The 23,070-nt window shown below is 46.2% G+C and carries 23 protein-coding genes; 9 read left to right on the top strand and 14 right to left on the bottom strand.

Translation table 11 applies throughout. The annotated features are described in order from the left end of the window. Positions 1 to 668 (bottom strand): carboxy-S-adenosyl-L-methionine synthase CmoA (gene cmoA / locus VIM88_RS01250; protein WP_331861062.1); only part of this gene is annotated, 668 nt, incomplete at its 3' end. Positions 669 to 814: 146 nt separating this feature from the next. Between cmoA and VIM88_RS01255 the strand changes: the two genes are divergently transcribed. Continuing rightward, positions 815 to 2,635 carry a diguanylate cyclase domain-containing protein gene (locus tag VIM88_RS01255; protein ID WP_331861063.1) on the top strand — a complete coding sequence of 607 codons (1,821 nt, stop codon included), beginning with the start codon at positions 815 to 817 and terminating at the stop codon, positions 2,633 to 2,635. A 38-nt stretch (positions 2,636 to 2,673) separates the two neighbouring features. Here VIM88_RS01255 and VIM88_RS01260 read toward each other — a convergent pair whose 3' ends face one another. The 9 genes from VIM88_RS01260 to VIM88_RS01300 all read right to left on the bottom strand — a co-directional run bounded on the left by VIM88_RS01260 (position 2,674) and on the right by VIM88_RS01300 (position 10,922). Next, entirely contained in the window at positions 2,674 to 3,483 is an 810-nt protein-coding gene (locus VIM88_RS01260; RefSeq protein ID WP_331861064.1) for a bifunctional riboflavin kinase/FAD synthetase, read from the bottom strand. Positions 3,484 to 3,485: 2 nt separating this feature from the next. After that, positions 3,486 to 4,205 carry a 23S rRNA (cytidine-2'-O)-methyltransferase TlyA gene (gene tlyA / locus VIM88_RS01265; protein ID WP_331861065.1) on the bottom strand — a complete coding sequence of 240 codons (720 nt, stop codon included), beginning with the start codon at positions 4,203 to 4,205 and terminating at the stop codon, positions 3,486 to 3,488. Continuing rightward, positions 4,202 to 6,148 carry an NAD-dependent DNA ligase LigA gene (ligA, locus tag VIM88_RS01270; protein ID WP_331861066.1) on the bottom strand — a complete coding sequence of 649 codons (1,947 nt, stop codon included), beginning with the start codon at positions 6,146 to 6,148 and terminating at the stop codon, positions 4,202 to 4,204. The genes tlyA and ligA overlap by 4 nt, the downstream gene beginning before the upstream one ends. Then, entirely contained in the window at positions 6,145 to 6,792 is a 648-nt protein-coding gene (locus tag VIM88_RS01275) for a SanA/YdcF family protein (protein ID WP_331861067.1), read from the bottom strand. Before VIM88_RS01275 ends, ligA begins: the two co-directional genes overlap by 4 nt. 3 nt (positions 6,793 to 6,795) lie before the next feature. Next, positions 6,796 to 7,935 (bottom strand): dihydropteroate synthase, encoded by a 1,140-nt coding sequence (gene folP, locus VIM88_RS01280; protein WP_331861068.1) that lies wholly within the window; start codon positions 7,933 to 7,935, stop codon positions 6,796 to 6,798. A 65-nt stretch (positions 7,936 to 8,000) separates the two neighbouring features. Further along, on the bottom strand, positions 8,001 to 8,693 hold the full coding sequence (locus VIM88_RS01285) for a DNA polymerase III subunit delta' (RefSeq protein ID WP_331861069.1): 693 nt from the start codon (positions 8,691 to 8,693) through the stop codon (positions 8,001 to 8,003). Next, complete coding sequence (locus VIM88_RS01290; RefSeq protein ID WP_331861070.1) at positions 8,690 to 9,238, bottom strand: HobA family DNA replication regulator; 549 nt, start codon at positions 9,236 to 9,238, stop codon at positions 8,690 to 8,692. The genes VIM88_RS01285 and VIM88_RS01290 overlap by 4 nt, the downstream gene beginning before the upstream one ends. A gap of 4 nt (positions 9,239 to 9,242) precedes the next feature. Next, positions 9,243 to 10,448, bottom strand: coding sequence for an aspartate kinase (locus tag VIM88_RS01295; protein WP_331861071.1), 1,206 nt, complete (start codon positions 10,446 to 10,448; stop codon positions 9,243 to 9,245). Continuing rightward, positions 10,449 to 10,922 (bottom strand): RNA pyrophosphohydrolase, encoded by a 474-nt coding sequence (locus VIM88_RS01300; protein WP_331861072.1) that lies wholly within the window; start codon positions 10,920 to 10,922, stop codon positions 10,449 to 10,451. 248 nt (positions 10,923 to 11,170) lie between these two features. Between VIM88_RS01300 and hemW the strand changes: the two genes are divergently transcribed. Genes hemW through VIM88_RS01330 form a run of 6 tightly spaced genes read left to right on the top strand, consistent with a single transcriptional unit; the run spans position 11,171 to position 16,095 of the window. Further along, positions 11,171 to 12,226: a radical SAM family heme chaperone HemW gene (hemW, locus tag VIM88_RS01305; protein WP_331861073.1), complete on the top strand. Its 1,056-nt coding sequence runs from the start codon at positions 11,171 to 11,173 to the stop codon at positions 12,224 to 12,226. Between the two features lie 38 nt (positions 12,227 to 12,264). Beyond that, positions 12,265 to 12,756, top strand: a complete 492-nt coding sequence (gene tatB, locus VIM88_RS01310; RefSeq protein WP_331861074.1) for a Sec-independent protein translocase protein TatB — start codon at positions 12,265 to 12,267, stop codon at positions 12,754 to 12,756. Continuing rightward, the gene (tatC, locus tag VIM88_RS01315) at positions 12,756 to 13,550 is read left to right on the top strand and encodes a twin-arginine translocase subunit TatC (RefSeq protein ID WP_331861075.1); all 795 of its coding nucleotides are present in this window, start codon (positions 12,756 to 12,758) and stop codon (positions 13,548 to 13,550) included. The genes tatB and tatC overlap by 1 nt, the downstream gene beginning before the upstream one ends. Positions 13,551 to 13,559: 9 nt before the next feature. Next, positions 13,560 to 14,597, top strand: coding sequence for a tRNA preQ1(34) S-adenosylmethionine ribosyltransferase-isomerase QueA (queA, locus tag VIM88_RS01320; RefSeq protein ID WP_331861076.1), 1,038 nt, complete (start codon positions 13,560 to 13,562; stop codon positions 14,595 to 14,597). A 12-nt stretch (positions 14,598 to 14,609) separates the two neighbouring features. Then, positions 14,610 to 15,245 carry a C40 family peptidase gene (locus tag VIM88_RS01325; RefSeq protein ID WP_331861077.1) on the top strand — a complete coding sequence of 212 codons (636 nt, stop codon included), beginning with the start codon at positions 14,610 to 14,612 and terminating at the stop codon, positions 15,243 to 15,245. A gap of 4 nt (positions 15,246 to 15,249) precedes the next feature. Further along, positions 15,250 to 16,095, top strand: coding sequence for an NlpC/P60 family protein (locus VIM88_RS01330; RefSeq protein ID WP_331861078.1), 846 nt, complete (start codon positions 15,250 to 15,252; stop codon positions 16,093 to 16,095). Positions 16,096 to 16,147: 52 nt separating this feature from the next. Here the strand turns inward: VIM88_RS01330 and VIM88_RS01335 are convergent, their stop codons facing one another. Further along, the gene (locus VIM88_RS01335) at positions 16,148 to 18,361 is read right to left on the bottom strand and encodes a response regulator (protein WP_331861079.1); all 2,214 of its coding nucleotides are present in this window, start codon (positions 18,359 to 18,361) and stop codon (positions 16,148 to 16,150) included. A 179-nt stretch (positions 18,362 to 18,540) separates the two neighbouring features. Here VIM88_RS01335 and ruvX point away from each other — a divergent pair, with 179 nt between their 5' ends. Then, positions 18,541 to 18,927 carry a Holliday junction resolvase RuvX gene (ruvX, locus tag VIM88_RS01340; RefSeq protein ID WP_331861080.1) on the top strand — a complete coding sequence of 129 codons (387 nt, stop codon included), beginning with the start codon at positions 18,541 to 18,543 and terminating at the stop codon, positions 18,925 to 18,927. A 2-nt stretch (positions 18,928 to 18,929) separates the two neighbouring features. Here the strand turns inward: ruvX and VIM88_RS01345 are convergent, their stop codons facing one another. After that, positions 18,930 to 20,021: a glycoside hydrolase family 3 protein gene (locus VIM88_RS01345; protein ID WP_331861081.1), complete on the bottom strand. Its 1,092-nt coding sequence runs from the start codon at positions 20,019 to 20,021 to the stop codon at positions 18,930 to 18,932. Positions 20,022 to 20,492: 471 nt separating this feature from the next. Between VIM88_RS01345 and VIM88_RS01350 the strand changes: the two genes are divergently transcribed. Continuing rightward, entirely contained in the window at positions 20,493 to 21,026 is a 534-nt protein-coding gene (locus VIM88_RS01350) for a TlpA disulfide reductase family protein (protein ID WP_331861082.1), read from the top strand. 39 nt (positions 21,027 to 21,065) lie between these two features. Here the strand turns inward: VIM88_RS01350 and VIM88_RS01355 are convergent, their stop codons facing one another. Together VIM88_RS01355 and VIM88_RS01360 are read right to left on the bottom strand one after the other, a co-directional pair. Then, positions 21,066 to 21,842, bottom strand: a complete 777-nt coding sequence (locus tag VIM88_RS01355; RefSeq protein ID WP_331861083.1) for a DNA-processing protein DprA — start codon at positions 21,840 to 21,842, stop codon at positions 21,066 to 21,068. Between the two features lie 102 nt (positions 21,843 to 21,944). Next, positions 21,945 to 23,051, bottom strand: coding sequence for a divergent polysaccharide deacetylase family protein (locus VIM88_RS01360; protein WP_331861084.1), 1,107 nt, complete (start codon positions 23,049 to 23,051; stop codon positions 21,945 to 21,947). Positions 23,052 to 23,070: the final 19 nt, after the last annotated feature.

The following is a 23,070-nucleotide window of genomic DNA, read 5'->3' on the forward strand; positions in this document are numbered from 1 at the left end:
AAAATCGTTTCTACCTGCTTGAATCCTGCATCTTTGCACATCTGTATATTCTCTTTGATCGTAAAAGGAACGAGGACATTTTCCAGGGCTTCCCGTTTCTGTGCTATCTCATATTCGCTGTACCCCTGCTCTTTTTTATAGGCATAATAGATATCGATCATCTCTTTATCAAGCTTCTTGTCTGCAAAGACCACTTTCTCGGAAAAGATGAAGAGTCCATCCTCTTTTAGACCCTCATAAAGCTTTTTCAGCAGTTCTATACGCTGCAGGGGACGAATGAACTGCAGGGTATAGTTTGCCACAATGATATCTTCTTCTCTGTACGTATAGGTCAGCATATCAGCCAGTTCAAGCTCTATATCTGCACCGAAAGCCTGACATTTCTGGGCGGCCCTGTCCAGCATGGCCTGCGAATTGTCCAGACCCTTGAGCTGCATTTTCACATCCATTTTGCTGTGCAGGTCCAACAGGAACTTTGCGGTAGAAGATCCAAGGTCAAGGACCTTTTTCCCCTCTTCCTGCTCTGCAAGTATCAAAGAGATGATCAGCTTTCGTACCTCATCATAAAAAGGTACCGAACGGCTCAGCATGTCATCAAAGACAGAAGCAACGGCTTCATCAAATTCAAACTTCTTCTCTATGGGTTTATTGAACACTTTATCTTTCATTATCGCTTCTTTACATTTGATATTGTCATTATATTCAAAGAGTATTCTAAATCAGTTGAAGCGTCAAATGTGGAAATCTCATCTTTTTTCATCAAAGTCAAAGCTTTTTCTATTAGAATTATAAATAAGGGATTAGAATTAGGAATATGGAAAAATTAACTATACTTATCGTAGATGATGACAAGACGACCACCTCTATACTGAACCATATGCTGTATGCCTATACGGATAATATACTTACGGCGTCTGATGGGCTAGAGGGGCTCAGGCTTTTTAAAGAACACCGACCGGATATCATTCTCTCAGATATCAACATGCCGCATATGAACGGTCTGGAGATGGCTGAAGCGATAAGAAAGATAGACGAGCATGTCAAAATAGCCATTTTTACGGACTTTGAAAAGCGCGATATTCTTCTGAAAGCGATCGAGCTGGGTGTCAACCAGTTCCTTTCAAAGCCATTTGCCTCCAAGAGTTTTTCCAAGACCATACAGCAGCTCCATAGCGAGGTCATCGAGAAAAGACGGGTCAATCGCGAGGTCCGAAGACAGCAGAACATACTCCATGCCATCAATGAAATGTCCCATAACTTTCTGCAGCAGTCTGACTGGATGAAGGCTCTCTACCAGGAGATGCAGAACCTCAAAGAGGCTTCCCAGATGTCCTGTATCTTCATCTATCAAAATGAACAGGAGAACAATAACCTCTCTGCAGAAAAGCTTTTATATATCAATGACAACAGAGAAGCAAAAAGTAAAAAACGCATCCATTACCGTAAACACCATTTCATGCGATGGAAGAACAAACTGGAGAAAAACCTCTCCATCAATGGGAACAAAGATGATTACGATAAGTCAAAAACGAAACTGCTGGAGCTGTTCAAGATCAATTCGCTTCTTATACTGCCCATCTTTGTAAAAGACCAGTGGTGGGGATTTCTGGGTATCGGAGATGAGCATAAAGAGACACTGGAAGCGACCAATGTTGAAATGCTCGGCACCGCGGCATCGATCATCGGTGCGGCTATCGACAATAGAAACAACCTGAAATCCCTGCAGATGTCCTCTGCCGTCTATGAACATACGATGGACGGTGTCCTGATCACAGACGGTCATAACAAGATCGTACATGTAAACGATGCTTTTGTTGAGATCACCGGTTATACGCTGGACGATGTACAGGGGAAGAACCCCAAGATACTGAAATCAGGGAAGCACGACAGACACTTTTATCAAAAGATCTGGAACCAGCTCTCCCTCAATGGTTACTGGCAGGGAGAGATCACCAACCGTAAGAAGAACGGCGAGATCTATATCGAATGGCTGAGCATCAACGCCATTCAAAATGATCAAGGCCAGATAGAAAACTTTATCGGCATCTTTTCGGATGTCACACACCATCGCAAAGATGCGGACAACCAGGCCTATCTGGCCACACATGATCCTCTTACGGGGCTTTCCAACAGACTCCTGTTCAACGACAGGCTGGAACATGCCATCAACCATGCAGAAAGATTCAACAAATGCATCAGTATCATCTTTTGTGACCTGGACAACTTTAAACCGGTCAACGACACCTATGGCCATACCATGGGGGACGAGATCCTGAAACATATAGGCACTTCTCTCCAGGATATCTTACGAAAAGATGACACCGTCTGCCGTTTCGGTGGCGATGAGTTTGTCATACTGCTTGAAGATCTGGAGAGTTTTGAATATCTTGACGAGATCTTGCAAAGGATCAATCAGCTCACCCATACCCCCTGCGTAATAGAGGGCAATGCGATCTCCATAGGTATGAGTATCGGCGCTTCCATCTACCCCGATGACGGTGAAACACCTGAAGCCTTGATCAAAGCTGCGGATGAAGCTATGTACAGGGCAAAGAACAGCGGGAAGAACCGTATGGAGTACTCGAGGCTGGACAGCACTACTTATTGCCTGAAAAAGATGGAAAGCAGTGCATAGTCGAACAGGTAGCATCCTGATCTTTCTTCAAAAAAGACCTATGCCTCTAACATACTTTTGGCCCTGCCTATATCATCCTGAATCTGTTTCTTCAAGGCATCGAGGCTGTCAAATTTTCTATTGGGACGTATGAAGCCTATGAACTGTAAGGAGAGGGCCTCTTTCACGCTGCCTACCTCTTTTTCTAAAATATGTGTTTCTACCGCGTAAGCGTCATCCGTTGTGACACGTCGACCCAGGAAACTGACAGAGTTCATCCATTTCCCTTGTATACGTGTACGTGTGGCATAGACACCTTCCATCGGGAGCTGATACTCCTGTACGGCCAAATTCAGTGTAGGTACCAACTCTTTTTTACCCAGACCCTGCCCGGATACCACTTCACCCTCGATGTGGTAGGTTCTGCCTAAGAACCGGTTGGCCATCTCTATTTTGCCTTCGCGCAGAAACGTTTTGATCGTACGTGAGTGGATAGCTATGCCATCGCATCTCACTTCATCGACGATCACGACTTCTTTGCTGCTCAATGCCTGCAGCATCTCCGCATTCCCAGCTTTATTTTTGCCAAAATGGAAATCATATCCCACCACGATCATTTCAAGGGCAGGGAAATCCGCAAGAAGTCTTTGTACAAATGCCTCAGGAGTGAGCGATCTGATGACATCAAAGTGGTAGAAACAGCATATTTTCGACGTATAGTGCGACCGTTTAAATCCAGGGGTCAGATAGCCGCCGTTTCGTTCTATGATCACCAGTGCATCGACTTGCGCTGCAAGGACCTGGTGTGCGACATGCATGCCGTCGAACGACCCTATGGCAATACGCTTGATCCCATTGCTATACTGCAAAGCTACTTCTCCCTTTTCACAAAATGATACAGATACTCCTGGTTGCCCTCTTTCCCCTGCACGCGTGAGTGCGCCTGGTATTCGAGGTGCCATCCCAGCTTTTTGGCTTCTGCTTCGAAGGCTTCTTTTCGTCTGGCTATCGCATCCAGGTCCTGCACGACCCCTTTACTGTCGCGCTTGACATCTCTGCCTACTTCAAACTGCGGTTTGTACAGTATCACGATGTCTGTGCCTGCCTGGGCCAGCCTGTCGATATCGTCCATGATCTGCAAAATAGAGATAAAAGAGACATCGCAGGTGATCAGTTCAAAAGGAGCATCACTGTGAAATTCCCTGATATCCGTCTCTTCACACAAGGATACTTTTTCATTGGTACGCAGGGAAACATGCAGCTGTGCCTTGCCCACATCCACACACGTCACGCTATCCGCCCCGTTCTCAAGCACGATCTGCGCGAACCCGCCGGTACTCGAACCGATATCCAGCGCACTTTTACCCTCTATCGCTACAGGGTGTTCTGCCAGAAAGTTCTCCAGCTTTCGTGCCGCACGGCTGACATAGAACTTCTCGTCTTCCACCTCCACCGATGTGTTCTCATCGATCTTGGCCGAAGCCTTTGCCACTTTGCCGTCCACTTTGACCTTGCCTGCCTTGATCGCATCATTGGCACGGTTTCGGCTCTCAAAATAGCCTTCTTCCACCAGATATTTATCCAGCCTCATAGCAGCTCCCTCATTTCCTCTTCGCTCAGGGTCTTCACGCCCAAACTCTCTGCCTTGTCCAGTTTGGACCCTGCATCTTCGCCATAGACCACATAGTCCGTCTTTTTGCTCACAGAACCGCTCACTTTTGCACCCAGTTTTTCAAGCATCTCTTTGATGATGCCCCGGCTGACGGACATAGACCCGGTCAGCACCACCGTTTTGCCTTTGAACGGATTTTCTGCAGCTTCTACTTTCTCTTCCACTGTGGGCTGGATCGTCTCAAAAAGTTTCAGGACGAAATCATGGTTGACACGCATGAACTCTAACACCGAGTTGGCCATCTCTTCACCGATACCGTCTATCGCAACCATCTCTTCAAAGGTTGCATCTACCACACCCAGACCAAATTCCAGGGCCAGTGCCTTGCTTGCCACTTCACCGATATGCTCGATACCCATCGCATTGATCAGGCGGTACAGCGGTACCCCTTTTGTCGCCTGTATCGCATCCAAAAGATTGTTGATACGTTTCTCTTTAAACCCTTCAAGGTGCTCCAGGTCCTCATACCTGATAAAATAGAGATCAAGAATATCTTTGATGATCCCCTCTTTTACCAGCAGTTCAACGATCTTGCTTCCCAGCCCGTCGATATTCATACACCCTTTGCGAGCAAAGTGGATGATAGAGTTGATCACACGGTCGGGGCAGTGAAGATTCTGACATTTGATCAATGCCCCTTCATCAAGCAGTTCGCTTCCGCAGGTCGGGCACTCCGTCGGACGCTTTACCGCTGCTTCTGAACCGTCCCTGCGGTCTTCCAGTACCTTGATGATCTTCGGGATCACATCACCGCTTCGGATGATGATGACACTGTCACCGATATGGATATCTTTACGCTCGATCTCATCAAAGTTATGCAGCGTAGCACGGCTGACCATGGCTCCTTCGATATTGACCGGTTCGATCTCCGCCACCGGGGTAACCACACCCGTACGGCCTACCTGCAGGGTAATGGCATTGATCCTTGTCACCTTCTCGATCGCCGGGAACTTGTAGGCACACATCCATTTGGGGAACTTCACGGTATAGCCGAGCTCCTCCTGCTTATCCACATCATCGACCTTCAGTACCATCCCATCCATCATCATCGGTATCTGATCACGTTTGGCGATCAGCATCTGGTAAAAGGCCTCTATCTCTTCGATACCCTCGCAATCCTGTGCAAAAGGCGGTGCTAAGAATCCTAAAGCGTAGACATACTCCATTTTCTGAGACAGCTTGCGGTGTGTCAGAGAATTCTCTCCCAGCCCCCAGGGATAAAAGACCAATCTGCGCTTCGCCGTGATGGAGCTGTCAAGCTGTCTCAAACTTCCTGCTGCCGCATTGCGCGGATTGGCGAAGAGACTCTCTCCCTGTTCCAAACGCTCTGCATTGATCTTCTCAAAGTCATCTTTTCGGATCACCACTTCACCGCGTATCTCTATCAGACCGTCATAATCGATCGTCAGCGGCACGGAGCGGATCGTCCGGACATTATCTGTCACCTCTTCGCCGATGAAACCATCTCCTCGTGTAATGGCACGGACCAGCTTGCCTCCTTCATAGAGCAGGTTCAGACTTGCCCCGTCGAACTTAGGTTCACAGAAGTACTCACATGCCCCTATGTTCTTCTCGACACGATCCAGCCACGCTTGCATCTCTTCGCTGTCAAAGACATCCTCCATGCTCCACATGCGCCTGATATGCTTCGCCTTGCTGAACTCATCCCGTATTATGCCGCCGACACGTTTGGTCGGTGAATCCTCAGCTGACTGATCGGGATGTGCTGTCTCATAGTCCAGCACTTCATGATACAGCCTGTCATACTCTTCATCGCTGGCAACAGGGTTGTCCTCCACATAGTAGGCATGTGCCCATTTTTTAAGGATCTCTATCTTTTTTTGGTATTGTTCATTTGTCATTTTTTATAGTGTACTTTCTCTTTTTTTCCATCGAACTTTGGAGCCGTATGCAAGATATATAGATCTAAAAAAGCTTTTGCCCTGGCTACATATTCCCTGGCTTTCATCCTGTATGCTGCCGCCGTTCCCGGTATATCTTTTGCCATGAAACCTATGGCCTTCTGCCCTTTTGCTTTGGCCAGGAACAACGCTCTTTCCAGGTGAAATTTTTGAGAAACGATTATATAGTCTTTTAGGTCAAAGATCGCTTCAGCCCTCACCACGGAATCAAGCGTTCTCACTCCCAGAGGATCGATGGAAATATACTTCCCCGGAACCCCTGCTTTGATCAGGTCCTGCTTCATCTTGGTGGTCTCATTATAATACTTGGTGCTGTTATCCCCCGAAACCACGATAGCTTTGACTTTCCCTGCCTTGAACAGTGCTGCTGCTGCGCGTATTCGGTAGATATAGAAGTAGTTTTTCCCGCCGCCCATCATGTATTTTGCGGTACCCAGGACCAAAGCGGCTTTTTTTGCAGGTACGGTTTCAACGCTCCCATAGAGGTCCGGCGCTGCCTGTTCCGCGATGTAACCGTCCAGGATGAACACTCCTGCCATCGCACTCAGCACGATCACGAATGTCCATCTGAAAAAACGGCCCACGGTTTAGAGCATCGCTTTCAACACAGCTAACGCCTGTTTGTGTTCTTTCACATCATGGCAGCGTACGATCGAAGCCCCGTGTTCGACCGCTTTCAAATGTATCGCCAGGGTGCCCGGCAGACGCTCATCGACACCAGAAGGGACGATCTTGTCTATCATCGACTTTCTGCTCGCACCCACCAGCACTTCGCAGCCGAATACCTTGAAATGTGCCATATTTTTAATCAGCGTGAGGTTGTGTTCCAGTGTTTTGCCAAACCCAATGCCCACATCCAAAATGATGTTTTCTCTTCCAAGCCCCCGTGCCTCGCACTTATGGATACGTGCTTCGAAAAAGTCGCTGATCTCGACCATCACATCGTCATACTCGGGGGTTTTTTGCATCGTCTGCGGAGTACCTTTCATATGCATGATGCAAAGCTTTGCGTCATATGTCACCGCCAGGTCGATCAGCCTTTCATCGCTTGCTCCCGTAATGTCATTGATCAGACCGAATCCGCTCTTCAGTGCATACTCCACTACCTCCGGTGCATAACTGTCCACGGAAAAAAGCGCTTTTTCATACAGTGCTTCGGATCTGATGATGTCACAGATCGGCTGGATACGTGCCAGTTCCTCTTCTGCACTCACCGCTTTTGAACCCGGACGCGAGGATACGGCCCCCACATCGATGATATCTGCTCCCTCATCGATCATTTTTTCTATCTGCCTGACGGCATCCTCCGCCTTGAACCTGCTGCCTGCAAAGAAGCTGTCATCGTTGGCGTTGACCACGCCCATGATCCGCGTAGGATAGCTTTTTTCGGAAAGAAACCTTTTCAATTCCGTAGCCACCGTTTTGAGCCCGAACGGCTGTGCCAGCTCTTTTCTGGAGAGCAGCTCCATATGTTTTCTGGTGCCTATGAGTATACAGTCGTAGGTAGGTTTTTCGCAGAGGATCACCCCGCCGGGTACAGCCAGTTCCGCACCTATGCTCAGTGCATCCTGTTTCAGTATGTTGGCCGCAGGTGTCTTGAGATCCTTGATGAAGAAATACAGCAGTTCCATCTTCTTTGCCATGATGCTGACACCGCCGCTCTCCACATCCAGTGCCTTCAGCACTGCTCTTGCATCTGTGATAGGTCCGAGTTTATAGATATGCATAGGTCACTCCTGGGCAAGCAAGTATCAACCACGGCTTGACCGGGTTGACGAGAGTTATTCTTATTTTATCTTTTTTTGCGTGCTAAAAGCTTTAACAACAAAGTGTTCAGCACAAACTGCGGCGGCGAGCCTACATCCAAAGCGATAAAAGCATTGGAGAAGAGGCTGAGTGTTTTTGCATCCAGGTCAAAATTTTGTGAAGCTATCGCTTCCTTGCTGATAGATTCAACCAAATGTTTCATGGCTTTGGCATCGGTACGTTTGTGCGTCTGTACGAATGCATAGACCCCTGCCAGGGAGAGTTGCCCCAGGTTCAACTCCAGGACCTCTTTATTTTTCTGTTCTGAGAGTACCGTGACAGGCAGACGCGAACGGATCGTGTCGAGTATCGTGGCCTTATTCGGAGTGATCAGGATAAACTCTTTTTTCGACGGCGGTTCTTCGATCACTTTTAAAAGCTTGTTCTGGACCACCGGGGAGAATGCATTGGCTGCAAGTATGATCACGGTCGTTTCTTCACTGGCCATATAGGCTTTTTCAATAGCCAGTTTTGCATCGACTACGCTGAAGGTCTCTTTTTCTGTTGCCGTCCTGTGAAGATACGGTGCAGCAGGCTGATTTTCCCCCTCAACTTCCATGTTCTGTGCGATGCTGGGAGAAATGATCTCTACGATAGACTCATCTTGACGGCATTTTTCAAGCGCCAAGAGCGTATTTTCGATCTCACTACTGATAATGACTTGACTAAGGAGCCTCATGATTCTAGGTCTAGATCCCCGAAGAGTGCCGCTGAAAGGGTATTGTCAAACAGTTGAAAAAGCTGTAAAAGCTTGATATCCAGCAATTTGTCCGAACTGCGCAGTGCAAAACTGTTTTGCACCTCTTCATCCATCACCCACAAAAAACTCTCATCATTACGGTAGGCGATCTTGGTATAGGGGTGATCGCCTTTGCCTATATACCAGATATAGTATCCATTGGGGTACGAGATATCCAGCATATCTTCGAGCAGTTGCAGCTCCTGCGTGGACTTCATGAGCCCCAAATTCGGAAAACAGCTATGCAGGGAGAAAAAAGGCAGGAGCGGCCTGTTCTTTTTCAGGTCATTGATGGCGTTCAGGATATAGGTGGCGAACCACTCGTGCGATTCATCGGTAATGATCAGTGCTGTTTTTCCCTCAATGGTCTTTGAGACTGCACTTTTTGCTAAAGGGGCCCACTCGTAGCGATACTCTTCCATCCAGGAAAAAGAAGAGTCTTCTTCCCGTATGTTCTCAAGTGTCCACTTTAGAAATTCTTTCATAGGTCTATTTGTCTAACCCGTAGGCTTCATGAAGTGTGCGTATCGCAAGCTCCCCGTATTTTTCATCGATCACCATGGAGACCTTTATCTCGGAAGTGGAGATCATCTGTATATTGATGCCATTTTGCGCCAATGTCGTAAAGGCAGTGGCCGCTACACCCGAGTGGGACTTCATCCCTACGCCTACGACCGATACCTTGCATACATGCTTGTCAAAGTCCATCCCCTGGATATCATGGTCAAAATCTTCCATCAGTCTTTTGGCATTTTCCAGTTCACTTTCGGGTACAGTAAATCCAAGGTTGGTGGTACCGTCCACTCCCATGTTCTGGATGATCATATCCACATTGATGTTCTCGTTTGCCAGCATCGTGAATATCTCTGCTGCTATGCCCGGTCTGTCTGAAACCCCTCTTAATGTCACACGTGCCTGATTCTTGTCCAGTACGACACCCGATACCAATACTTCTTCCATATGTTTACTCTCCTCTGTTATCAACGTACCTTCGTTGTCTGTAAAACTACTTTTTGCATAGAGCTTTATTTTTAACTTTTTTGCCAATTCCACTGAACGGTTCTGCAGCACCTTTGCCCCCAGCGAAGAGAGCTCGAGCATCTCATCGTATGAGATAGTGTCAAGTTTCTTTGCATTGGGCTCGATACGGGGATCCGTCGTATAGATACCATCCACATCGGAATAGATCTCACACTGGTCCGCGTTAAGGGCACCGGCCAGGGCAACCGCCGAAAGGTCCGAACCTCCGCGTCCGAGTGTCGTCACGGAACCGTCTCTGTTGATCCCCTGAAACCCTGCAACAATGACGATCTTTCCTTCTTTGATCGCCGTATCCATCGCGGTCGGATCGATCGACTCGATACGCGCATAGGTATGTGCGTTGTCCGTGACGATACCCGCCTGGCGTCCTGTCATTGCGACCGCGTCATACCCTTTTGCCTGCAGTGCTATGGAAAGCAGTGCCGCAGTCACTCTTTCTCCGGAGCTCAAAAGCATATCCATCTCTTTTTTTGCAGGGTTTGGTGTAAAGTGCTCCGCATAACTTATCAGTTTATTCGTCTCACCGCTCATCGCAGAGACAACGACCACAATGTCATTCCCTGCTTCTCTTGCTTTTGCGACACGGTTGGCCACATTTTCGATACGGTCCAGATCTCCGACACTGGTACCGCCATACTTCTGTACAATTAACATCTATATCAAACCCTCTTCTATGAAATAATCGATCACTCTACGATAGACTTTACGTTTAAAGTAGGTCACCTTTTTAAACAGCTCTTCATACTCTACGAACTCATATTCCTCAAATTCCGGAATATCATACGCTTTGAGATCGATCCTCGCACTCTCTTTCAAACGTACCAAAAAATATTTTTGGGTCTGTCCGTCATAAGGGTAGGTCTTCCCTCTTGAGTTCTTGGGAAAATCGTAAGAGATCCATTCAGGGAACTCTCCCAGCACTTCTACATGATTGCAGCCGATCTCTTCTAGCAATTCTCTCTTTAAGGCTTCCCGAGGGGTCTCTCCTTCATCGATACCCCCTTGAGGGAATTGCCACGCATTTTTGATATCACTTCGGTGTGCTACAAAAAATTCACACTTGTCCGGATATTTGGAAGAGAGTATTACAGCTGCAACATTGGGCCTATAGCTCTTTTTATTTTGCATACTTTTAACTCGTTTCACTTAGTATTAAAAAGGACGCAGCGAAGCTGAACTTCTGCCTATTGCGTTACTACCTGCACTTGCCAGGAACAAGGGTTCATGAAACCTGTCTCTTGAAGTGCCGGTACTAAATGCTATTTCAACTCTAAAATCATTTAAAGTTTATCTATACATTCCTAAATTTCTGATATGATTCTATCTAAAATGCGGTTACAAACATTTGAAAAAACCTCAAAAAGTGAGAAAACTATTTGCTAATTTACCTTCATATCCCTTACTGCGATTCCAAGTGTCATTACTGCAGTTTTAACACCTATGTGGATAAGTTTGAAACCCAGTCCCGATATATGAAGGCGCTTTATACCCAGTTGGCTTATGAACTTGAGCGTTTTGATGCACGACCCAAAAGTGTAGAAACACTTTTTATAGGCGGCGGGACACCCTCCACCGTTTCCCCTGAACTCTACAGGCCGATCTTTGAACTGCTGCGCCCCTATCTGAAAGAGGATGCCGAGATCACCACCGAAGCCAATCCCAATTCTGCAACCCCGTCCTGGCTGGAAGGGATGAAGGCACTTGGTGTCAACCGTGTCAGTTTCGGGGTCCAGAGCTTCAATGCACAAAAGCTCAAAGCACTCAACCGTGCCCATAATCCGCAACAGGCCAAAGATGCCATACACCATGCCAAAGCGCTCGGGTTCGCACATCTCTCGCTGGATCTGATCTATAATTATCAAGGAGATACCAGGTCGCTCCTTTCAAACGACATCCAGGAGGCCTTTTCCCTGCCCATTGACCATATCTCTGCGTATGAACTGACGATCGAGGACGGTACAAAATTTTCACAGACGCCGGAAGTACGTCAAGAAAATGAAGATCTCGCTTTTTTTGTAGCCGAAGAGATAGAAAAACGCGGATTCAAGGCCTATGAGATCTCCAACTACGGTACCTATCAGAGCAGACACAACAAAGGATACTGGGAACTGAAGGACTACATAGGTGCCGGAGCCGGTGCGGTAGGTTTTTTGAAAGATAAACGTTTTTATCCCCAAACAGATATCGAAGCGTATGTCTCGAACCCGCTGAAGATTACCGAAGAGCCGCTTACAGCGGATGAACTGCTGACAGAAAAGATCTTTTTAGGCTTACGCAGCACTGTCGGTGTAGAGAGATCGCTTCTGACTGAAAAGATGGGTCAAAAAGCCGACCACCTGGTGAAAGAGAAGAAGCTTCACTCAGATGCCACCCGCTACTATAATACAAATTTCTTTCTGAGTGATGAACTTGCACTCTACATTTTAGGATAATTTGATAAAATACAACAATTAATCATCTAAGGTTGCACATGTTTGGCATCGGATTTACCGAATTACTTCTCATTTCTATTGTGGCTATACTCTTTTTGGGCCCGGATAAACTGCCTCAAACAATGATAGAGATCGCCAGATTCATCAAAAGTGTCAAAAAGACCATCAGCGAGGCAAAAAGTTCTCTGGATGAAGAGATGAAGATCGCCGACCTGAAAGAAGAAGCACTCAATTATAAAAAACAACTGGATGAAGCGACCAACGAACTTAAAAATTTTAAAAATGTGGACTTTGATGCTTTTGCAGACCTCACGTATGATGATGACGTTTCAAAAGCATCACCCGAAGCACTTCCGAAAACTTCCAAGCCTGATGAGACAGGCAAAGAAAAAGAAAGTGATGAGAAAGATGTCATTGCCACACAGGTCGAAGCAAAAAACGATACCGTGACCTTTAAAAAACCAAAAAAGAAAACGAAAAAAGAAGCCGCTGATGATGAAACCACAGAAAAACCGAAAGATGATGCCTAATGTTTAGTGAACTCAGACCCCATCTCGTTGAATTAAGAAAAAGACTCGGACTCTCCGTTCTTTCCGTATTTATTGCTTTCATCATTGCATTTTTCTTTCATGAGATCATACTGGAGTGGATCACGGCACCGCTCAATCACGCATTAACAGAGGTTGCAAACCTTTCGGAGAAAGCCGCTGACGGTATGGTTACCACACACCAGGTGGGTGGTGCGTTCTTCGTGGCGCTCAAGGTTTCGTTTTTTGCCGCTCTGCTGGGTGCATTGCCGTTCATTCTCTACCAGCTCTGGCTTTTTGTAGCGCCCGGTTTGTACAGCAATGAAAAAAAGATGGTGCTTCCTTTTGTGATAGGCGGCTCGATCATGTTCCTTGTAGGAGTACTGTTTGCCTACTATATCGTTACGCCGTTTGGATTCCAGTTCCTCATTACGTTCGGTTCTTTTCTCTATACGCCGCTGATCAACATCGAAGATTATGTCGGCTTTTTCACCAAGATCATGATGGGCTTTGGTATCGCATTTGAACTTCCGGTCTTTGCCTACTTCCTCGCGCTCCTTGGACTGGTCACCGACCAGACGCTCAAAGACTTCTTTAAGTACGCTGTCATTATCATCTTTGTCCTTGCGGCGCTGCTGACACCACCGGATGTACTCACCCAGCTTCTGATGGCTATTCCGCTTATTCTGTTGTATGGTCTCTCCATACTCATCGTGCGTGTGGTCAACCCTCACGTACCGGATGAGGAAGAGCTGGACGACAGTGAAGAGACTACGGCTTCTCAAAGTGATAAATAACCCCCTTATATGAAAGAGGAACTGCTTACCAGAAGTTATGACTATGCGCTTCCCGAAGAGCTCATAGCCACCACTCCCGTGTACCCGCGAGACCATGCAAAACTTTTGGTTTATGACAGGAAGACCGATACCGTGACCCACACCACCTTTCAGCACTTATTGGAGTTCGTGCCTCAGGAGTGTGACGTATTTCTCAATGATACGCGTGTGATCAAAGCACGTATCTTTGGATCTAAAAAAGCGATAGATAACCAGGAAGGCGGAAAGGTAGAGCTTCTTTTCAATAAACCGCTGGATGCGCAGCACTATCTCGTACTGATCCGCGGGAAAGTGAAACTGGGCACAGAACTGCTGTTTGACGACGGGCTTACAGCGAAAGTGACAGGATTGAACGATGACGGTTCCCGTGTCGTCACATTTTCGCACCATGGCAAAGTGATACGTTTTGAAGCGCTGATACTTGTACTGGATAAGATAGGGCATATTCCTTTACCGCCGTATATGCAAAGAGAGGACAAGGAAGAGGATGAAACAGATTATCAAACCCTCTTTGCCCAAAAGGCGGGTGCCGTGGCAGCGCCTACCGCTTCACTCCATTTTACACCGGAACTCTTTGCTGCCTTGAAGCAAAAACACAAGACCCATACGCTCACACTCCATGTGGGCGCGGGTACGTTCAAACCGGTAGAAGCGGAAGAGATCCTCGATCACCCTATGCACTCCGAATACTTTGATATCCCGGAAGCCTCGGCAAAAGTACTGGAGAGCGACACACCTCTTTTGGCCATAGGTACCACTGTGACAAGAACCATTGAGTACTATGCACGGACCAAAAAGAGACACGGAGAGTGCGATCTCTTCCTGAACCCCATGAACCCGCCTCAAAGGGTGACGCACCTGCTCACGAACTTTCATTTGCCCAAAAGTACACTGATCATGCTGGTCAGCGCTTTTATTGGAAGAGAAAAAACGTTATACTTATACAAAGAAGCTATAGAGAAAAAATATAGGTTTTTTTCTTATGGCGATGCTATGTTAATACTCTAGAAAGATATGGCCATGACAGTGATTTGGAAATACAGTTTACTACTATCAACGCTATTGTTGTTCAATGGATGCACAAAGCCAGCGCCGAAGCCCTACAGCTATCCGAATTATGAGATCATCAAACCTGAAAAGAGCTGCAAGCCCAACAGAAAGAACATTCAGGACCTGCTATACACCTATCTGGGCAAACCTTATGTATGGGCAGAAGAAGGGCCCCATGCATTCGACTGTTCCGGGCTTGTCTATAACATCTATGGATCGATGGGCATAGAGGTCCCCCGCGTGGCACGTGAGCAGGCCAAAATGGGTAAACACGTGCCTTTCAAGAACCTGCATTACGGAGACCTCATCTTCTTTGGTGCACCCAATCAAAGAAGCAAAACCATCAACCATGTAGGGATCTATCTCGGAGAAGGCTGGTTTGCGCATGCAAGCAGCAAAGACAGAAAGGTCACCATCAGCCATTTTGACAAAGAACCTATCTATGTCAAACGCATGAAAGTGTGCAAACGCTATCTCAGTGAAGATGAACGTGCCAAATACATGCAATGCGATGCACCGCTTGTAAAAATGGAAGCGACCACTTCCCGCTATACGACACCATGGCAGCCAGGAATGCAGCTGCCCAAGAAAGCCGTGCCTGGTTGAGACCATGAAACAGCACCTCTCTCACTTTGTTGTCGTACTGCTTTTGCTCTTGCTGGCGGGATGCAAACCGGACCCCCATCCTGCAAATCCTGACTATACCGTTAAAAAACCTACCGTGAAGTATCAGCCAAGCAAGGAGAATCTTGACAAAATGGTCAAAGAACTTCAGGGACGTCCCTATGTCTGGGCGGAAGAGGGACCTGACCACTTTGACTGCTCGGGCTTTACCTACTATTTGTACGGGAGCATGGGGATAGAGATCCCCCGAGTAGCAAGAGAACAGGCAAAAAATGGCAACGAGATCAAACTGCACGAGCTGGCGTATGGTGACCTGATCTTCTTCGACACAGAAGAAACGCCCAAGGGGAAGATCACCCATGTAGGTCTGTATCTGGGGAACGGCTGGTTTACGCATGCCAGTACCACCAAATATGAGATCGTCTATTCCAATCTGAACACTTCCCCCTATTACAAAAAAAGAGTACGTATCTGTAAAAGATATCTGCCTGAACCTCAAGAGAGGATCGCTAGGAACGATGTTAAACCCTGGAAGGCAAAAAAGGTCAGAAAAGAAGATACGCCTCGTATCATGCCGCGAGCGAAAGAGGCATCTGTTGTAGGAAACTACTATGTGCAGGTGGGATCATTCGAGGGAAAGCCGAAAGCGTCTTTGCTCGCCAAGATCACAAGGGCCGGCTATCATTACAAGGTCATTCAGTTTCCTCACAAGGAAAAACAGATTTCAAAACTGCTTATAGGGCCATACCGTCAAAGAGCGGATGCCGTGGCACTTTTAGAAACGGTCAGGACACATATACAAAAAGATGCTTTTATCGCAGAGATCCGTTAACGGCATAGTCTACAAATGACTCTCTTCACGGATCCTTGAACAGCAGCGCCTGTCAGGCGGCTTCGCTATACCTGTCAATGGAACGACTCAGCCTCTGTATCTCAAACATATATTTCTCTTTATAGTTTGCAAGCTTTTCGTAATTTTTATAAACGAGCTGATGCAGTATCTCTGACACCAGATCATGCATCTCTTCGGCAGCGATCGTTCCTGTCAGTCCTCTCATGTCTATACATAGCATCCTGGCCTGTTCATAACGGTGTTCCTGTATCAATTTCGCAAAGATCTCCCCGCTGTGACCATAGGCCGTATTGAACTCCTTCAAAACTTCAAGGTAGAGCGCCTCGCTGTTGCTGGCACGTTTGATGCCTTTTTCGATATTGATTCCTTCATAGCTGCGTACTTCTTTAGGTTCGACTGCTTTTTCTGCAGGTGCCTCCTCCGGGGATTCATCGGAGAGATACATGGAAAATGCCGTATAGAGCTTGCCTATGTTGAGCGGTTTGGATAAGAAAGCATTGATCCCGCAATTGAACATTTTTTGTATTTCGCTGTCCAGTACCAGAGCGGTAAATGCAACGATGGGCAAACCGTCGAACTTCTTGTCCAGACGTATCATTTGCGTAGCTGCATAGCCATCCATGATAGGCATGTTGATATCCATCAGCACCAGGTCAAATTCGGTCTCTCCTTCCTTTACCTTATCGACCGCTTCCTGTCCATTTCCGGCGACGCTGATGTCCATACCCGAAGGTTGCAAAAGGTTCACCAGCACTTTCTGGTTAATGAGGTTATCGTCTACGATCAATAGGTTTTTCCCGGAAAAGTCTTTAAAACTTTCTTTTGTCACATCTTTTGTCTCGTTGATGTGCGTTCTATGTGTTTTTACGCGTTTGATCTCTTTCTTTTTTTCCTCTTTCTTATCGTCAGGTGTGTTGATATTATATTTCTCTTCCATATCGACAGGTGTTTTGATATTGTAGAGATCTATGATCATTTCAAAGACACGTTCCTGATTGACCGGTTTGAAAAGATGGGTATCTATGACCGGATCCTCAAAACTTTTTTTATCAGACTGAAGGAGTGAATTGAGGGCTATCACCTTAAGATCTTTTTCCATTTTGATCGTATTGAGATATTCGATCAGTCTGACAGAAAAGAGGCTCTCATGCAGCACAACGATATCATAAGAGTTTAAATTAGGCATGTTTTTCATAAACTCCTCTTGGGAAAGCACTTTCACCTCGTGTCTGAAATAGGCGAACTTTTTCTTGATCGCCAAGGCCGAATGATAACTCTTGTCCACAATGAACACTTTCTTCTCTATCAGTACCTTGTCCGGCAGCCTGTACTTTCTCTTATCGGCTCTTTCCGCGATTTCAAAAGGCAAAAAGAGTGTAAAGGTGCTGCCTTTCCCTTCTATGCTCTGTACGGAAAGTTTTCCGCCCATCATATTTACCAGCTCATTGGCTACATAGAGTCCAAGTCTCACATAGGTCTCTGTCTCTTCATCATAATAAGGGACAAACAGGTTTTCCAGTGCTTCGGCATCAAGCCCTCTTCCTATATCGGTGAACTGAAACTGCAGTTCCGCCTGTTCTTCAGAGGTATCGGACATAGAGATCTCCAATCTGACCTCCTCCAGGCCATCCTGGTTCAGCATATGTTCCAGTATACTTTTGAGCGCCTGCCCCAAATGCAGTGAATCCCCGACCAAACGCCGCGGTATATCTTTATCTATATCGAAGATCAGTTCAACAGGACTTCCCGAAAATTCAGAACAGATGGACCCGGACAGTTCATTCAACATATTATTGATATTGAACTCTTCATTGACGATCTCGATCTTTTTTGATTTCAGTCTGAGAAAATCTATCAGGTCATTGGTCACATCCAGAAGTTTATGCTCCATCTGTATTAAACTGTTTTCTTCATTTTGTACTGCGTTGGAGGTTTGACCGATCAGTTGTGTATGCTGTTCAAGTGCCTGCTTTGCGATGGTATGGATATTTTCACTCATTGTGGTCAAAAGGAGATTCTGGTTCTTTTCCATTTCCAATTGTTTGTCAAACATGGCCTGGTGCAACTTCTGCATCTTTTTTGTTTTATAGGAGGAAAAAAACAAAACAGCTATCGTTAATATTCCCAAAGTGAAAAGAGCGATCCATAACCAAAAGGTCTCTGCTGGTGTAGTACTTTGACTTGCATGTGCATACTGCGTCATGCTGAAGCCTATCAAGGCCATACGTATTTTGTTCCAATGCATGCGATATTACCTTATTGTCTATAATTGAATATTCTTCGATACTGACATTTCCCTCTTACAATTCTAGCAAAGGATTTTATTTTTTTACTTATTTATAAATATTAAATTTTATTTCCTATGCTTTTAATATACCGATGGTTGAGTACATAAGTTGGCAAAAGTTTGGGTACAATTCCAGTATGAGATTAGCCAGTATAGATGTAGGACTGAAACGTATAGGTATCGCGATCTGCCTTGACGGGAATATCGTGATGCCGCAGAACGCCATCCTGCGCAAGAACCGTAACCAGGCTGCCAGAGAGGTCAAGGCGTTTTTAGAGGAATGGGAGATCGAAAAACTGATCGTAGGCCTTCCCAGGGATGCAGAGAGTTCCGAAGAGATGGAACGGCGCATCAGACATTTTGTTTCACTGCTTGACCTGGACATAGAAGTCGCCTATCAGGATGAGCAGAGTTCAAGCATCGAGGCCAAAGAACTTACCAGGGGTGTATTCAAACATCAGAAAGACGGGAAGATCGACTCTATTGCGGCAAAGATCATTTTGGAACGCTGGCTGCAGCACTGAGATCAGAGTTTTTTCTTTAACGCCTGAATTCTTTTGTACGCTTTATCGATATGCTCCTCTTTCACTTCTCCGCTTTCGACAAGCGCCGCTATGGTCTCGACCAGTTTTTGGGTACTGACTGTTTTTTGGGGATCCAGCTGATTTCCTATGAGCAACAGGTCATTTCCTGCATGAATGGCCAGTTTCAATGTATCTTTCAATCCATACTTTTGGCTGATCGCACCCATTTGAAGGTCGTCTGTGATGACCACACCGTGATATCCCAGTTTCCATCGCAGCAGTTTGGTAATGGTCTTATAGGAAAGGCTAGCCGGATAGTTCTCGTCTATTCTTTTGTTGAAAACATGGGCGACCATGACACTATCTGCTTTATCCTTTAAAAGCCTGTAGGGTTCCAACTCCGCTTCTTTCCAGAGGTTCGTGACATCCACAAACCCTTTATGGGTATCTCCGACAGAAGAGCCGTGTCCCGGGAAATGCTTCAATGACGTCAACACACCGTTGCCGTGCATCGCATCGATAAAGGTTGCAGCATACTGTGCCACCATCCTGGGCTCTTTTCCGAAAGAGCGCCCTAACCCGTGGATCACATGGTTTTGGCTGTTGATATCGAGGTCGACCACCGGTGCAAGGTCATAATTGATCCCTACGCTTCTGAGTTCCCTGCCCATCTTGGTGTACACTTCTGTGATCTCGCGCTGATCCATATTCCTCACATCAGAAGCTTTGGGGAACTGACCGTAAAAGCCGTATCTGCTTTTCAGCCGCTGCACATTTCCCCCCTCCTGATCTACGGCGATGAGCAGTTTCCCGTCTGCACTGCACGCCTGCAGTGACTGGGTCAGTTTTGCCAACTGCGCTTTGCTGGCAATGTTCTTTGGCTTCTGCTTATCTACAGGGTTGTAGTCAAAGAGGATCACTGCCCCTACATGGTACTGCTGTATATCCCTGCAGATCTGACTTTCCTCAGGTGCCTGCGTACCATGAAACCCCACCATCAGCATTTGGCCTATTTTTTTTTCAAGTGTCAGCTCCTGTGCCGATGCATACGCCAGTCCAAGACATATCCCCAATAAAACTTTTTTTATCATCATCACTATCCTTTTTCGTTCCTGTCATTATAGTGTAACTACTCTTTATTTGCCTACGGTTAACCTTGGTATATTACACTACGGCCATAAGAGCATTGAGGGACATCTAAAATACTTATCCCCTCCCCTTTTACAAAGCATTTTAGAACTCCTTGTTAAATATTTTTCTCCTTTACCCCTCGATGCTCTTTGTAAAGATCTCCCTTTTACTTTTTTTCCACAGAATGGTTCTATTAGTCTTCAGTTAACCTTGGCTTATTATAATTATTTCATAAGAGCATCAGTAAGTAGAACAAGACCTTTTGTCTCCCCCCCCTTTTGTAATGAGGTCTGTATACATCATCATTTTTCCTTCCCTTTATGACATTACCTGATGCTCTTTGAAAAAATCTTTTAGCCAAATCCGGACAATTACACGATTTTTACATCTACATAGTGTATAATGCATGAAACTATCTAATAAAGGTCTAATTTATGAAAACATTACTTTCAGCCACCCTTCTACTTTTTTCTTTTTTAACCTATACACAGGCAGCAGAGAATGAAAAAATATTCGCAAAAATGAGCATGACTGACATTACAGGGAAAACCTATGAGGTAAGAGGTACCGAGCAAGGGCTTAATATAGAAGGCCTTCAGGGAAAAGTGGTCTTTATAGAATTTTTCGGACACAAATGTCCTCCATGCCTGGCATCCATACCACACATGATCAACCTTCAAGAGAAACATAAAGACAAACTGGCTATCGTAGCGATCGAAGTACAAGGGTACACCGATAGTGACGTCAAAAGATTTGCAAAAGAGAAAGGGATCAACTATATCGCAGTTGCTGAAGAAAAAGCATCTGAATTGGTAGGCTATATTCAGCAGAGAGCGCAATGGAGAGGGAGTATTCCTTTTCTCGTAGCCTTGGACACGAAAGGTGATGTACAGTTCGTTCAGGCAGGTGCGCTTCCTGAAGAATCCATGGAAGAACTCTTCTCGCAACTTTCAGAAATGGGCAAATAGTCTCTTATTCCCCATAAAAGCTACGCAATACAATCTGATCTAGTTCAGTCTCACGATACCGTTCTGTATCGTGATGATCCCTTCAAGTTCCGCTTCATATACCCTGTCTCCGAACCGTTTCAGACTTTCGTCAAAGGTCGGCAAGGTCTGACAAAAATAAAAGAATTCATCCTTTTGTATACCATCATCTGCACTCTGGCCAAACGTTGAGGCAAAGGTTTCAATATTGTGTATGGGGGTAGCCTGCATTTCATTCAGCAGCTTATTGGTACCCAAACTTTCATCGAGCCTCTGCGGAAGCACAAAGACCTTCTTGCCCATTTTCAAAGCATACTCGACGGAACGCATCGAACCACTCTCCAGGTCTGCCTCGGTCACGATCAAACTGTCACCCAGTGCGACGACCAGTTCATTCCGCACCACAAAACTCCATCCCGTTGCCCTGAAACCGTCATTGAACTGGCTAAGCAAAAGCCCTTTCTCCTCTATGCCCGCAATGAGCTCTTTGTTGACGGCAGGGTAGCGTATATCCAAACCATTGGCCACTACCGCGATCGTGTTCTCTGCTCCCGCACCGGCATGGGCCACGGCATCGACTCCCATGGCAGCACCGCTCACCACACATACACCCCGTTTGGCCAGGGCATTTGCAAGAGCGTAGGTACACTGGCGCGTATAATTCGAAGGTCGCCTTGTACCAACGATGCTTACTTTGGGACGCTGCAGTAATTCCAGGTTCCCCTTGTAAAACAGTTTGGAGGGATATTTTTTCATACTTTCTAAAGCAGGTAGATGCTGCGTAAGTATTGGACTCATACTATGCCTTTTTAGGCCTATGGTATCATACGCTTTTCTTCTCAATTAAAAATATTTCAAATTGTCATATTTATAAAGAGGCCGCAAGACCATGCAGAGGGGTCATCTATAAAGCGCATCGATGTATACGATCTCTACATCCTGGAAGATCTCTTCCGCACTTGAAAGTGCCCTCATAGTCGTTCTATGCGGATGTCCGATGGCAATGGCATAGCCTTTTTTCTTGGCTATCTCCACTGCTTTTTGAAGCTGTTGATGGATATAGGGGATCGTATGCTCATTGTCTATGAACACATCCCTTGCCATATAGTGATCACCGAATGCTTCTGCTATCTGAGGTACCTTGGTGGAGGCTATCGTTCGGCTGTCTATAAAGACAAAACCCTCTTTGCGAAGCGCCCTATAGAGTGTCTGCATCGCATCATGATCATCGGTGAATACGGAACCCGTATGGTTATTGATATACCTTGCGCGGGGGAAAAGTGCTCTCAGTTCCTTGACTCTCTCCTCTATCTCTTCCTTGCTGAACGTGGTCAGCAGGGTTTTGGACCGTGCATTGAACGCTGCGCTGCTCGACTCCATAGGCAAATGGATCATATAGTGCCGGAGTCCTTCCGCCAGCCTGTGGGAAGTTCTGGAAAGCTTGGAGGGAGGGAAGATGGATGGGGTCAGTTTTAACCCCGTCGCCTGTATCGCCTTGAGCTGGCTTCTGTTTGACACATCGTCAATGATAATGGCCAGTTTAGGTCTCTCCCTCCTCTCCACCGCTTCCACTTTTTTCTCCAGAGTGACGACAGCCGGCTCTTCTTTTTTCTCCCTGATGATGACAACAGGCTCTTCTTTTTCTACCACCTTCTCCTCTTCTATTTTTATCTGAGGGACCGGCTTTTTAACAGTTACTGGTGCTTCTGCTGTTTGCGGTTTTTGTACTTCTCTCTTGGCCGGAGCTTCCAAAATTTTCTTGCTGCTCTCTCTTTCCTGCGTCTTCTGGGTCTGCACTTCGGGCTTCGCTACGGAGGTTTTTCCGTTCGCGTTGGCATGCTGTCCCAAAAAATATCCGAAGACAACCATCAGGATCATCAAAAAAACACCTAGGACAATATAGATGCTTTGTTTGAAACCGGATCTTTTGACCGTTTTTCGAGGTTTTCGTCTGCTGGGACCGTTCTGGGAAGAGGATTTTTTTGTTTTTTTTGTCTGGGGTGCCATATAATTCACTAGTTTTTAA

This window comes from Sulfurovum sp. (assembly GCF_036568385.1).
Lineage (GTDB): Bacteria > Campylobacterota > Campylobacteria > Campylobacterales > Sulfurovaceae > Sulfurovum.

Bases quoted from the DNA above. Each gene is read 5' to 3' on its own strand.
- VIM88_RS01255 (WP_331861063.1), top strand. From the start codon at position 815: ATGGAAAAATTAACTATACTTATCGTAGATGATGACAAGACGACCACC.
- tlyA (WP_331861065.1), bottom strand. From the start codon at position 4,205: ATGAGGCTGGATAAATATCTGGTGGAAGAAGGCTATTTTGAGAGCCGA.
- ligA (WP_331861066.1), bottom strand. From the start codon at position 6,148: ATGACAAATGAACAATACCAAAAAAAGATAGAGATCCTTAAAAAATGG.
- folP (WP_331861068.1), bottom strand. From the start codon at position 7,935: ATGCATATCTATAAACTCGGACCTATCACAGATGCAAGAGCAGTGCTG.
- VIM88_RS01285 (WP_331861069.1), bottom strand. From the start codon at position 8,693: ATGAGGCTCCTTAGTCAAGTCATTATCAGTAGTGAGATCGAAAATACG.
- VIM88_RS01290 (WP_331861070.1), bottom strand. From the start codon at position 9,238: ATGAAAGAATTTCTAAAGTGGACACTTGAGAACATACGGGAAGAAGAC.
- VIM88_RS01295 (WP_331861071.1), bottom strand. From the start codon at position 10,448: ATGTTAATTGTACAGAAGTATGGCGGTACCAGTGTCGGAGATCTGGAC.
- VIM88_RS01300 (WP_331861072.1), bottom strand. From the start codon at position 10,922: ATGCAAAATAAAAAGAGCTATAGGCCCAATGTTGCAGCTGTAATACTC.
- tatB (WP_331861074.1), top strand. From the start codon at position 12,265: ATGTTTGGCATCGGATTTACCGAATTACTTCTCATTTCTATTGTGGCT.
- tatC (WP_331861075.1), top strand. From the start codon at position 12,756: ATGTTTAGTGAACTCAGACCCCATCTCGTTGAATTAAGAAAAAGACTC.
- queA (WP_331861076.1), top strand. From the start codon at position 13,560: ATGAAAGAGGAACTGCTTACCAGAAGTTATGACTATGCGCTTCCCGAA.
- VIM88_RS01325 (WP_331861077.1), top strand. From the start codon at position 14,610: ATGACAGTGATTTGGAAATACAGTTTACTACTATCAACGCTATTGTTG.
- VIM88_RS01330 (WP_331861078.1), top strand. From the start codon at position 15,250: ATGAAACAGCACCTCTCTCACTTTGTTGTCGTACTGCTTTTGCTCTTG.
- VIM88_RS01335 (WP_331861079.1), bottom strand. From the start codon at position 18,361: ATGCATTGGAACAAAATACGTATGGCCTTGATAGGCTTCAGCATGACG.
- ruvX (WP_331861080.1), top strand. From the start codon at position 18,541: ATGAGATTAGCCAGTATAGATGTAGGACTGAAACGTATAGGTATCGCG.
- VIM88_RS01345 (WP_331861081.1), bottom strand. From the start codon at position 20,021: ATGATGATAAAAAAAGTTTTATTGGGGATATGTCTTGGACTGGCGTAT.
- VIM88_RS01350 (WP_331861082.1), top strand. From the start codon at position 20,493: ATGAAAACATTACTTTCAGCCACCCTTCTACTTTTTTCTTTTTTAACC.
- VIM88_RS01355 (WP_331861083.1), bottom strand. From the start codon at position 21,842: ATGAGTCCAATACTTACGCAGCATCTACCTGCTTTAGAAAGTATGAAA.
- VIM88_RS01360 (WP_331861084.1), bottom strand. From the start codon at position 23,051: ATGGCACCCCAGACAAAAAAAACAAAAAAATCCTCTTCCCAGAACGGT.